At 61.0% G+C, this 11925-nt stretch carries 8 protein-coding genes and 1 pseudogene; all 9 read left to right on the top strand.

Annotated features, from left to right (window positions below):
- The first annotated feature begins 195 nt into the window (after positions 1-195).
- Positions 196-2313 carry a TonB-dependent copper receptor gene (locus tag WLY71_RS12270; protein WP_347803753.1) on the top strand — a complete coding sequence of 706 codons (2118 nt, stop codon included), beginning with the start codon at positions 196-198 and terminating at the stop codon, positions 2311-2313.
- 142 nt (positions 2314-2455) lie between these two features.
- Positions 2456-3835: a PepSY-associated TM helix domain-containing protein gene (locus WLY71_RS12265; protein WP_347803752.1), complete on the top strand. Its 1380-nt coding sequence runs from the start codon at positions 2456-2458 to the stop codon at positions 3833-3835.
- Positions 3836-4011: 176 nt separating this feature from the next.
- The gene (locus WLY71_RS12260) at positions 4012-4800 is read left to right on the top strand and encodes an ABC transporter ATP-binding protein (RefSeq protein ID WP_347803751.1); all 789 of its coding nucleotides are present in this window, start codon (positions 4012-4014) and stop codon (positions 4798-4800) included.
- On the top strand, positions 4797-5744 hold the full coding sequence (locus WLY71_RS12255) for an ABC transporter substrate-binding protein (RefSeq protein ID WP_347803750.1): 948 nt from the start codon (positions 4797-4799) through the stop codon (positions 5742-5744). The genes WLY71_RS12260 and WLY71_RS12255 overlap by 4 nt, the downstream gene beginning before the upstream one ends.
- Positions 5741-6751, top strand: coding sequence for a FecCD family ABC transporter permease (locus WLY71_RS12250; RefSeq protein WP_347803749.1), 1011 nt, complete (start codon positions 5741-5743; stop codon positions 6749-6751). Before WLY71_RS12255 ends, WLY71_RS12250 begins: the two co-directional genes overlap by 4 nt.
- Positions 6752-7005: 254 nt before the next feature.
- Positions 7006-8271, top strand: coding sequence for an urea ABC transporter substrate-binding protein (gene urtA, locus WLY71_RS12245; protein WP_347803748.1), 1266 nt, complete (start codon positions 7006-7008; stop codon positions 8269-8271).
- A 159-nt stretch (positions 8272-8430) separates the two neighbouring features.
- Positions 8431-9933: an urea ABC transporter permease subunit UrtB gene (gene urtB, locus WLY71_RS12240; protein WP_347803747.1), complete on the top strand. Its 1503-nt coding sequence runs from the start codon at positions 8431-8433 to the stop codon at positions 9931-9933.
- Positions 9933-11012 (top strand): annotated as a pseudogene (gene urtC, locus WLY71_RS12235) (urea ABC transporter permease subunit UrtC). Before urtB ends, urtC begins: the two are co-directional and overlap by 1 nt.
- Complete coding sequence (urtD, locus tag WLY71_RS12230; protein WP_008146480.1) at positions 11009-11881, top strand: urea ABC transporter ATP-binding protein UrtD; 873 nt, start codon at positions 11009-11011, stop codon at positions 11879-11881. The pseudogene urtC and the gene urtD overlap by 4 nt, the downstream one beginning before the upstream one ends.
- The last annotated feature ends 44 nt before the right edge of the window (positions 11882-11925 follow it).

Raw genomic sequence — 11925 nt, 5'->3', positions numbered from 1 at the left:
CGTAAACACCCACCTCCGACCTCACACAGTCCGAAGATAGCCAAAGCTACCTGTGGGAGCGAGCTTGCTCGCGATCGCGATGGGTCATTCAACATTGATGTTGGCTGCCCCTCCCTCATCGCGAGCAAGCTCGCTCCCACATGGATTGCGCAGGCTGCCGGCCGTGTCGTTTACGACTGTTCGATGGAAATTGTCATGCCCAGGTTTTCTGCTGACACACGCTTGAGCGCTGCCCAAGCTTCTTTTGCCCCGAACGAATCCAGTATTCGTTTCAGGCACGCCACCGCCTTCCTTTGCGGTGCACTGCTGACACCCATGGTGCTGGCCGATGAACACGCCGGTCACAGTGAAGAACTGAGCCCGACGGTGATCACCGCCATCGCGCCGAGTTCGCCGCTGACCATCGTCACCAACCCCAAGGACCCGCGCCAGCCGGTGCCGGCCAGCGACGGTGGCGATTACCTGAAAACCATCCCTGGCTTCGCCCTGGTGCGCAATGGCGGCACCAACGGCGACCCGGTGCTGCGTGGCATGTTCGGCTCGCGGCTGAACATCCTCACCAACGGCGGCCAGTTGCTCGGCGCCTGCCCCGGCCGAATGGACGCACCGACCTCCTACATCTCGCCGGAAACCTACGACAAACTGACCGTGATCAAAGGCCCGCAAACCGTGCTCTGGGGACCGGGCGCGTCGGCCGGGACCATCCTCTTCGACCGTGAGCCGGAAAGCTTCGGCGAACTCGGCACGCGGGTGAACGCCAGCGTGCTGGCTGGCTCCAACGGCCGTTTCGACAAAGTGGTGGACGCTGCTGCCGGCGGGCCACTGGGTTACGTGCGAGTGATCGGCAACACCGCGCATTCCGACGACTACAAGGACGGCAACAACGACACCGTGCCGTCGCGCTATGACAAATGGAACGGCGATGTGGCGGTTGGCTGGACCCCGGACGCTGACACCCTGCTGGAACTGACCGCCGGCAAGGGCGATGGCGAAGCCCGTTACGCCGGGCGCGGCATGGACGGTTCGCAATTCAAGCGCGAAAGCCTGGGCTTGCGTTTCGAGCAGTCGAACATCGGTGATGTGCTGGATAAGGTCGAAGCGCAGATCTACTACAACTACGCCGACCACGTGATGGACAACTACACCCTGCGCACGCCGTCCGGCACCGGAATGATGGCCGGCCCGATGGCTTCCAACGTCGACCGTCGAACCCTCGGCGCACGGATCAAAGCCACTTGGCGCTGGGCCGATGTGCAGTTGATCAGCGGCATCGATGCGCAGACCAACGAACATCGCCAACGCAGCGCCATGGGCATCGACGTCTACAAGGAACTGCCGCGCAACAAGGACGCCGACTTCCACAACTACGGCGTGTTCAGCGAATTGACCTGGTACGCCGCCGACCGTGATCGATTGATTACCGGTGCACGCCTGGACCGCGCCTCGGCCAAGGATTATCGGCAGACCACTGGCTCGGGAATGATGACTCGCGCCAACCCGACCGCCGACGATACCCGCGCCGACACCCTGCCAAGCGGCTTCGTCCGTTACGAGCATGATCTGGCGGACAGCCCGACCACGTTGTATGCCGGTCTCGGTCACACCCAGCGTTTCCCGGATTACTGGGAGCTGTTTTCGCCCAAATCGGGGCCCGCCGGGTCGGTGAATGCCTTCGATTCGATCAAGCCTGAGAAAACCACCCAGCTCGACTTCGGCCTGCAATACAAGACCGAAGACCTGGAAGCCTGGGCCTCGGGGTACGTCGGGCAGGTGCGCGATTACATCCTGTTCAACTACACGCCCGCAATGATGGGCATGACCTCGCAAGCACAAAACATCGACGCACGAATCATGGGCGGCGAATTGGGTGCGGCCTACAAGCTGACCAGCCATTGGAAAGCCGACGCAACCCTGGCCTACGCCTGGGGCAAGAACAGCAGCGACGGTAACGCACTGCCGCAAATGCCGCCGCTGGACGCACGTTTCGGCCTGACCTACAGCGCAGACAACTGGAGCGCCGGTGCCTTGTGGCGGGTGGTGGCGGCGCAAAACCGCATCGACCAGAACAAAGGCAACGTCGTCGGCAAGGACTTCGACAAGACCTCGGGTTTTGGCGTGTTCTCGCTCAATGGCGCCTACCGGATTAACAAAAACTGGAAGGTCAGCACCGGCGTCGACAACCTCTTCGGCAAGGCGTATGCCGAGCATTTGAACCTGGCCGGCAACGCCGGTTTCGGCTACCCGGCCAATGACCCGCAAGCGATAAAAGAACCGGGGCGCACGCTCTGGACCAAAGTGGACATGAGTTTCTAACAAGAAAAGTCAAAAGATCGCAGGCTACGCCAGCTCCTACATTGGAACACGTACCCCCTGTAGGAGCTGTGTAGGAGCTGTCGAGTGAAACGAGGCTGCGATCTTTCCAAGACAATTGAATCGCCAAAGCGGAGCACAACCGATGAAACAGCCCAAAGTGAATTTCTACAATCTGGCCTGGCGCTGGCATTTCTATGCCGGTCTGTTCGTCGCGCCTTTCATGGTGATGCTGGCCCTGACCGGCATCATTTACCTGTTCAAGCCGCAACTCGACCCGTTGATGTACGGCAGCCTGCTGAATGTCCCGGCCGGGCATCACAGCGTCCCGGCCGATGACCTGCTCAAGCGGGTGAAAGAGGCTTATCCACAAGCCACGATCAAGCAGTATTTGCCACCGGTCAACGCCGAACGCAGCGCGCAATTTGTCGTGCTCAATGGCGCTAACGAGCTCAACGTATTCGTCGATCCCTATCACGCTGACATCCTCGGCGAGCAAGACGCCAAAAAGAATCTGCAAGCCGTTGCGCGAGCGATTCATGGCGAATTGATGATCGGCACCGTCGGTGATCGACTGATCGAACTGGCCGCCGGTTGGGGCGTGGTGTTAGTGGTCTCCGGCGTCTTTCTGTGGTGGCCGCGTGGCCAGGCGGCCGGCATCCTGTGGCCACGCTTGAGCAGTCGCGGTCGAGTGCTTTGGCGTGACCTGCACGCGGTGACCGGGTTCTGGGGCGCGTCGTTGCTGCTGGTGATGCTGCTCAGCGGCATGACCTGGACCGGGTTCTGGGGCAAGCAATACGCCGAAGTGTGGAATGTCTTTCCGGCAGCGATGTGGGATGACGTGCCCAAGTCCGATGTCGAGGCCCGCAGCCTCAACACCGCCACCCGCCAGACCGTGCCTTGGGCGATGGAAAACACACCGATGCCGATGTCCGGCGACCACGCCGAACACATGGCCCACGGTAGCGCACAAGCTGGCCCCGCCGCGCCGACCATCAGCTTGCAGGACGTGCAGAACATCGCTGCGCAACGCCAGGTCGAACCGGGCTACAGCATCACCTTGCCGACCACGGCGACTGGCGTGTTCACCATCGCCGTGTTCGCCGACGACCCGCGCAACGACGCCACGCTGCATGTGGATCAGTACACCGGCGACGTCCTCGCCGACGTGCGCTACGCACAATACGGCACCGTCGCCCGTGCGACGGAAATCGGCGTGATGCTGCACGAAGGCAAGATGTTCGGTGTGTTCAATCAGATCATCGTGCTGCTGATCTGCCTGATGATTCTGCTCAGCGCCGTCAGCGGCGTGGTGATCTGGTGGAAGCGCCGTCCACAAGGAAAATTCGGTGCTCCGCCGCTGCGCCACGACCTGCCGAGATGGAAAACCGCAATGGTCATCATGTTCGGTCTGGCGGTGGCGTTTCCGTTGGTGGGCGCTTCACTGGTGGTGGTCTGGCTGCTGGATCGGGTGCTGCTGTCGCGATTCAATCGGCAAACTGAATCGGCCTCACCTTCATCATGAAACAGGCGAGATGCGCGATTTAGAGGGATCTGTAGACTTCCCGCGCTTATCTCCCGGTCGGCTACAGGGGCCTCATCGCGAGCAAGCTCGCTCCCACATTGAAATGCGATCAACTGTGGGAGCGAGCCTGCTCGCGAAAGCGTCATCAGCAACACCGAATATTTCAGAGCAAATGCATGACCTCGCTGAACCTCACAAACCTCGCCTGGACACCCCTGGGCCACGGCCATTGCCATCACCAGTTCCAACTGCGTGATGCAACCTTGCACGTGCTCCCCGGTGAGTTCGTCGGTCTGATCGGCCCCAACGGCAGCGGCAAAACCAGCCTGCTGCGCTGTGCCTGGCGTTTCAGCAAACCCGAGCGCGGCGAGGTCAAGCTCGACCACCACAACGTCTGGAAGCAATCCTCACGCTGGTGCGCGCAACGCATCGCCGTGGTCCTGCAGGAATTCCCCGACGCCTTCGGCCTCACCGTCGACGAAGTCGTCGCGATGGGCCGCACACCGCACAAAGGTCTGTTCGACGGCGACACCCTGGAGGACAGAGAACTCGCAACCCAGGCCCTCGAATCAGTCGGTCTCAAAGGCTTCGAGGATCATGCCTTCGCCACCCTCTCCGGCGGTGAAAAACAGCGCGTGATCCTCGCCCGCGCCTTGGCTCAGCAACCGCAAATGCTGATCCTCGACGAGCCGACCAATCACCTCGACCCGCGTTATCAGCTCGAACTGCTGCAACTGGTCAAACGCCTGAAGATCGGCACCCTGGCGAGCATTCACGACCTCAACCTCGCAGCCGCTTTCTGCGATCGGTTGTACGTGATCAACCACGGCCGCATCGTCGACAGCGGCACACCCAAAGAAGTCCTGACCGCACCACTGCTGCGCGACGTGTTCGGCGTCGAAGCGCTGATCGATGAACATCCCTTGCACGGCTACCCACGAATTACCTGGATCACCCAACCATGACTTTGCGTTCCCTGCTTTGCGCCGCTCTGTTGCTGGGCAATGCCCAAGCATTTGCCGAGGCCACTCACTACCCGTTGACCGTGCAGAGCTGCAACCGCGAAGTGACCTTCAAGCAAGCGCCGAAACACGCGGTCAGCCACGACATCAACATGACCCAAATGATGCTCGCCCTCGGCCTGAAACCCAGCATGGCCGGGTATAGCGGTGTGACCGGCTGGAAGTCGGTCACGCCCCGGATGCAGACCATCCTCGATGGCTTGCCGGAACTGGCGGCCAAGTACCCGTCGGTGGAAACCCTGCTCAACGCCAATGTTGATTTCTTCTTCGCCGGTTGGGATTACGGCATGCGCGTGGGCGGTGACCTCACGCCGCAAACGTTGCAGCCGCTGGGCATCAATGTCTACGAGCTGACCGAGTCCTGTGCGTTCGTGATGAAGCGTCCGCCGGCCAGCCTGGAAGACACCTACAACGACCTGCGCAACCTCGGCAAAATCTTTGACGTGCAGGATCGCGCCAATGCCTTGATCACCCAGATGCAGGCGCAAGTTGCCGAAGTGCGCAAAGATCTGCCAGCGGACAAACCTCGCGTGTTCCTCTATGACAGCGGTGAAGACCGCGCCATGACTTCCGGCCGTCTCGGTATGCCGCAAGCGCTGATCGACGCCGCTGGCGGGCGCAATATTCTCGACGACGTCGACGCAAGCTGGACCCGGGTCAACTGGGAGAACGTGGTCGAACGCAATCCGCAGGTGATCGTCATCGTCGACTACGGCGAAGTCACCGCCGAACAGAAAGAGCAATTTCTGCTCAACAACCAGGCGCTGCAATCGGTGGACGCGATCAAGAACCAGCGCTTCATCGTGATTCCGTATGTGCAGGCCACGCCCGGGATCGACAATGTGCTGGCGGTTGAAACCCTGGCCAAGGGTTTCCACGGCGAATGATCAATCGTCGTTACGCCTTGTTGCTGGTTGCCCTCGGCGCGTTGTTGCTGGTGTCGTGCGTGGTGTCGCTGGGTTTCGGTCCGGCGCGGGTGCCGGTGGACGTGGTGTGGCGGATTTTGCTGCACAAGATTTTCGGTTTCGGCGTGCCGGACTGGGCCGCCGGGCAGGAACACATCGTCTGGCTGATTCGTGTGCCGCGCATGTTGCTTGGCGCGTTGGTGGGTGCCGGGTTGGCGCTGATCGGGGCGGTGCTGCAAGCGGTGACGCGCAATCCGCTGGCCGACCCGCATTTGCTTGGAGTCACCTCCGGCGCGACCCTCGGTGCCGTGATCGTGGTGCTGCATGTCGGTGAAATCGTTGGCCTGCTGACCTTGCCGATCGCGGCGTTTATCGGCGCGTTGCTGAGCATGCTGATCGTGCTGATGATCGCCAACCGCAACGGGCGGCTGGACAGTGACCGGCTGCTGCTGTGCGGCGTGGCGGTGTCCTTCGTGATGATGGCGATCGCCAATCTGCTGCTGTTTCTCGGCGATCACCGCGCGAGTTCTGCGGTGATGTTCTGGATGCTCGGTGGGCTCGGGTTGGCACGTTGGGAGTTGCTGGCGGTGCCGGCAGCCAGCGTGTTGCTCGGGTTGGTGTTGCTGCTGGGCATGGCGCGGCCGTTGAATGCGTTGATGGCGGGCGAACAGACGGCGGTGACCCTCGGGCTCAATGCGCGCACCGTGCGGTTGCGGGTGTTTTTGATTGCGTCGCTGATGACCGGGGTGTTGGTGTCGATCAGCGGGTCTATCGGGTTTGTCGGGCTGATGGTGCCGCACATTGCGCGCCGGTTGGTCGGGGCTGAACACCGTCGCTTGCTGCCGGTGTGCGTGTTGCTGGGCAGTGTTTTTCTGGTGTGGGTCGATGTCGCCGCCCGCACCCTGATCGCCCCGGAAGACCTGCCGATTGGCGTCGCCACGGCGGCCATCGGCGGCCTGTTCTTCATCGGCCTCATGCGCCGACGCTAATCCTGCCGGATCTACACAATCCCCTGTACTCCTACAGAAAATGTGATCGGGCTCCAACTCCTCGCCCCGATGTGGCGCATCCTGACGCACCACCGCCCCGACCCCGTCCCCTTATGGTGCGCCGCAAAACCGCGCAACCGCTCTAATACGACATTTCCCTGCCTTTTGCCGACCAGGCACAGCCCTTGCTAAAGACCCTTCAGTAGTCCGCATCTGCCAACCAAGAAAATTCATAAGTTCATGGAGATCGCACAATGAAGCGTCGCAGCTTGATCAAGGCTTTCACACTTTCGGCAAGCATTGCCGCGATGGGCATGACCTGGAGCATCCAGGCCGCCGAGACCATCAAGGTCGGTATTCTGCATTCGTTGTCCGGGACCATGGCGATCTCCGAAACGTCACTCAAAGACATGGCGTTGATGACCATCGACGAGATCAACGCCAAGGGTGGCGTCAACGGCAAGATGCTGGAGCCTGTGGTGGTCGACCCGGCATCGAACTGGCCACTGTTTGCCGAAAAAGGTCGTCAACTGCTGACTCAGGACAAGGTGGCGGTGGTGTTCGGTTGCTGGACGTCGGTGTCGCGCAAATCGGTATTGCCGGTGTTCGAAGAGCTCAACGGCTTGCTGTTCTACCCGGTGCAGTACGAAGGCGAAGAGATGTCGCCGAACGTGTTCTACACCGGCGCCGCGCCGAACCAGCAAGCGATTCCGGCGGTGGAATACCTGATGAGCGAAGAAGGCGGCAGCGCCAAGCGTTACTTCCTGTTGGGCACCGACTACGTCTACCCGCGCACCACCAACAAAATCCTGCGCTCGTTCCTGCACTCCAAAGGTGTGGCGGACAAGGACATCGAAGAGGTCTACACCCCGTTCGGTCATAGCGATTACCAAACCATCGTGGCCAACATCAAAAAATTCTCGGCCGGTGGCAAGACTGCGGTCATCTCCACCGTCAACGGCGACTCCAACGTGCCGTTCTATAAAGAACTGGCCAACCAGGGCTTGAAAGCCACTGACGTTCCGGTCGTGGCGTTCTCGGTGGGCGAAGAAGAACTGCGCGGTATCGACACCAAGCCACTGGTGGGCAACCTCGCGGCATGGAACTACTTCGAATCGGTCGAGAACCCGGCGAACAAGAATTTCGTGGCCGACTGGAAAGCCTACGCCAAGAAACACAATTTGCCGGGCGCCGACAAAGCGGTGACCAACGACCCGATGGAAGCCACGTACGTGGGCATCCACATGTGGGCGCAAGCGGCTGAAAAAGCCAAGTCCACCGACGTCGACAAAGTCCGCGAAGCCCTCGCCGGCCAGACCTTTGCCGCGCCGTCGGGTTACACGCTGACCATGGACAAGACCAATCACCACCTGCACAAACCGGTGATGATCGGCGAGATTCAGGCGGACGGTCAGTTCAACGTGGTGTGGCAGACCGAAGGGCCGATCCGTGCCGAGCCATGGAGCCCGTTCATTTCGGGTAACGACAAGAAGCCGGATTATGCGGTGAAGAGCAACTAAGCCACTGGATGTCGGGCCTGAGCACACAGCTAAGGACCGACACAACTCCTGTGGGAGCTGGCTTGCCTGCGATGGCATCACCTCGGTGCATCAGATACACCGAGTCGCCTGCATCGCAGGCAAGCCAGCTCCCACATAGTCCGCGCAAGGCGACTCTCTATGCCCACTGCCCTTTACCGGTTATTCCTCGTCATCGCACTTTTGCTGCCGATGACCACCCACGCCGGCGACGCCGAAGACTTCGTCGCCGCCAATCCCGTGCAACAAGCCAAGCTTCTGGAAGCCTGGGCTGCGCAGCCCGATCCGGCCCGTATCGGGCTGATCAACGCCCTGCAGCAAGGCGAGTTGACCGTCGACGGCCAACCGAAAACCCTGCGCCTGAACAACCGCCTGCGGGGTTTGATCGACACCGCTATGGCCAGCCACCAATTGCTCGCCAGCGACGCCAAAACCCGTCTGGCCGCCGCGCAGCAATTACAGAAAAGCGCCAAACCGGCGCAGTTGAAATTTCTCGACCAGCAACTGGCTGGCGAAAAAGATGAAAGTGTCCATGCCGCTTTGAGCCTGGCGCTGGCCAATCTGCAACTGGTGGACACCGACCCGGCCGTGCGCCTTGCCGCTGTGCGTCTGCTCGGTGAAACCGGTGATCCGCTGGCTCGCACCCGCCTCGAAAGCCTGCTGCAACCTGGTGTCGAAGCCGACGTCGGCGTACGCACCGCTGCCGAAACCAGCCTCGCTCAAGTCAAACGCAAATTGCTGATCGGCGAGATCCTCGGTCAGGCCTTCAGCGGCATGTCCCTGGGGTCGATCCTGCTGCTTGCCGCACTCGGTCTGGCGATCACCTTCGGTCTGCTCGGCGTGATCAACATGGCCCACGGCGAGATGCTGATGCTCGGCGCGTACTCGACGTACGTGGTGCAGCTGATGTTCCAGCGCTTCGCCCCCCAAGCCATCGAGTTCTACCCCCTGATCGCGTTGCCGGTGGCGTTTTTCGTCACCGCCGCCATTGGCATGGCGCTGGAACGCACGGTGATTCGCCACCTCTATGGCCGTCCATTGGAAACCCTGCTCGCCACGTGGGGCATCAGCCTGATGCTGATTCAGCTTGTCCGATTGATGTTCGGCGCGCAGAACGTTGAGGTGGCCAACCCGGCCTGGCTATCGGGCGGGATTCAGGTTTTGCCGAATCTGGTGCTGCCATACAACCGCATCGTGATCATCGCCTTCGCGCTGTTTGTGGTGGTGCTGACCTGGTTGCTGCTGAACAAGACGCGCCTGGGTCTGAACGTGCGTGCCGTCACCCAGAACCGCAACATGGCCGCCTGCTGCGGCGTGCCGACCGGGCGCGTGGACATGCTCGCCTTCGGCCTCGGCTCGGGCATTGCCGGACTTGGTGGCGTAGCGCTGAGTCAAATCGGCAACGTCGGCCCGGACCTCGGACAGAGCTACATCATCGACTCGTTCCTGGTGGTGGTGCTCGGCGGTGTCGGGCAGTTGGCCGGTAGCGTGCTGGCTGCCTTCGGTCTGGGTATCGCCAACAAAATTCTCGAACCGCAGATCGGCGCCGTGCTTGGCAAAATCCTGATCCTCGCGTTGATCATTCTGTTTATCCAGAAACGTCCGCAAGGCCTCTTCGCACTGAAAGGACGGGTGATCGACTGATGAACCAGCCCCTGATGCTCACGGCCACGCAAAAGGCCGGCCCCAAAGTCACGATCGCCGTCGGCGCGGTGATCCTCGTTCTGTTGCTGGCGTTGCCGCTGCTGTCGTTGTTGTCGCCGGACAGCGCGTTTCACGTCTCGGCCTACACGCTGACGCTGGTGGGCAAGATCCTTTGCTACGCGATTGTCGCGCTGGCCCTCGATCTGGTTTGGGGTTACGCCGGTCTGCTGTCCCTTGGTCACGGTTTGTTCTTCGCCCTCGGCGGCTATGCGATGGGCATGTAACTGATGCGCCAGGCCTCGGGCGACGGCTTGCCAGCGTTCATGACCTTTCTGTCGTGGACTGAATTGCCATGGTATTGGACCGGCACCAGCAGTTTCCTCTGGTCGATGTGTCTGGTGGTGTTGGCGCCGGGGTTGCTGGCGCTGGTGTTCGGCTTCTTCGCCTTCCGCTCGCGGATCAAGGGCGTGTATTTCTCGATCATGACCCAGGCCCTGACCTTCGCAGGGATGCTGCTGTTCTTTCGCAACGAAACCGGGTTTGGCGGTAATAACGGCTTCACCAACTTCCGCACCATTCTCGGCTTCGGCATCACTGAACCTGAGACTCGCGCGGTGTTGTTTTTCGCCACGGTGGTGTTGCTGGTGGCGAGCCTGCTCATCGGTTGGCGCCTGGCGCAAAGCAAATTTGGCCGGGTGCTGACCGCGTTACGCGATGCCGAAAACCGCCTGATGTTCTGCAGCTACGATCCACGCGGTTTCAAGCTGTTCGTCTGGGTGTTGAGCGCAGTGTTGTGCGGCCTGGCCGGTGCGCTGTACGTGCCGCAAGTCGGGATCATCAACCCGAGTGAAATGTCGCCGACCAACTCCATTGAAGCCGCGGTCTGGGTAGCGCTGGGTGGTCGCGGCACGCTGATCGGCCCGCTGCTCGGTGCCGGCGTGGTCAACGGAATGAAGAGCTGGTTTACCGTGGCTTTCCCGGAATACTGGCTGTTCTTCCTCGGCGCGCTGTTCATCGTCGTGACCTTGTACCTGCCCAAAGGCGTGATCGGTCTGCTGAAAAAAAGGGGTGAGCAATGAGAGTGACTGCGACGGCTGAATTCATGCTCGAACCGGCGTTTTTCCCACCACTGGAACCCAACCGGGACGCCGGCAGCAGCCGCGACGCCATCGGCCTCGGCCAGCGTGTCGGCCCCGGCCTGAACACTCGCCACGGCACGATCCTGACTCTGGAAGACATCAGCGTCAGCTTCGATGGTTTCAAGGCGCTGAACGACTTGAATCTGTACATCGGCGTCGGCGAATTGCGTTGCATCATCGGCCCCAACGGCGCGGGCAAGACCACGCTGATGGACGTGATCACCGGCAAGACTCGCCCCAGTCACGGCAAGGCCTGGTTCGGTGAAACCCTCGACCTGACGCAGATGAGCGAAGTGCAAATCGCCCAGGCCGGCATCGGTCGCAAGTTCCAGAAGCCGACAGTGTTCGAAGCCTTGAGCGTTTTTGAAAACCTGGAGCTGGCGCAAAAAACCGACAAGTCGGTGTGGGCCAGCCTGCGCGCTCGCCTGAGTGGCGAACAGAAAGATCGCATCAGCGAGGTGCTGGACACCATTCGCCTGACCACTTCGGTCAATCGTCCGGCGGGTTTGTTGTCCCACGGTCAGAAGCAGTTTCTGGAAATCGGCATGTTGCTGATGCAGGACCCGCAACTGCTGCTGCTCGACGAGCCGGTGGCGGGCATGACCGACGCCGAAACCGAATTCACCGCCGAACTGTTCAAGAGCCTCGCGGGCAAGCATTCGCTGATGGTGGTGGAACACGACATGGGCTTCGTCGGCTCCATCGCCGACCACGTCACCGTGTTGCACCAGGGCAGTGTTTTGGCTGAAGGGTCGCTGGAACAGGTGCAGGACAACGAGCGCGTGATCGAGGTGTATTTAGGCCGATAGCCGACCGCCCCGTAGGAGCTGTCGAGTGAAACGAGGCTGCGATC

The sequence above is a fragment of the Pseudomonas rossensis genome, from assembly GCF_039888995.1.
Lineage (GTDB): Bacteria > Pseudomonadota > Gammaproteobacteria > Pseudomonadales > Pseudomonadaceae > Aquipseudomonas > Aquipseudomonas rossensis.
The sequence above is the reverse complement of the archived record's forward strand: the minus strand, read 5'-3'. Positions and strand labels throughout refer to the sequence as shown.

Bases quoted from the DNA above. Each gene is read 5' to 3' on its own strand.
- WLY71_RS12270 (WP_347803753.1), top strand. From the start codon at position 196: ATGCCCAGGTTTTCTGCTGACACACGCTTGAGCGCTGCCCAAGCTTCT.
- WLY71_RS12265 (WP_347803752.1), top strand. From the start codon at position 2,456: ATGAAACAGCCCAAAGTGAATTTCTACAATCTGGCCTGGCGCTGGCAT.
- WLY71_RS12260 (WP_347803751.1), top strand. From the start codon at position 4,012: ATGACCTCGCTGAACCTCACAAACCTCGCCTGGACACCCCTGGGCCAC.
- WLY71_RS12255 (WP_347803750.1), top strand. From the start codon at position 4,797: ATGACTTTGCGTTCCCTGCTTTGCGCCGCTCTGTTGCTGGGCAATGCC.
- WLY71_RS12250 (WP_347803749.1), top strand. From the start codon at position 5,741: ATGATCAATCGTCGTTACGCCTTGTTGCTGGTTGCCCTCGGCGCGTTG.
- urtA (WP_347803748.1), top strand. From the start codon at position 7,006: ATGAAGCGTCGCAGCTTGATCAAGGCTTTCACACTTTCGGCAAGCATT.
- urtB (WP_347803747.1), top strand. From the start codon at position 8,431: ATGCCCACTGCCCTTTACCGGTTATTCCTCGTCATCGCACTTTTGCTG.
- urtD (WP_008146480.1), top strand. From the start codon at position 11,009: ATGAGAGTGACTGCGACGGCTGAATTCATGCTCGAACCGGCGTTTTTC.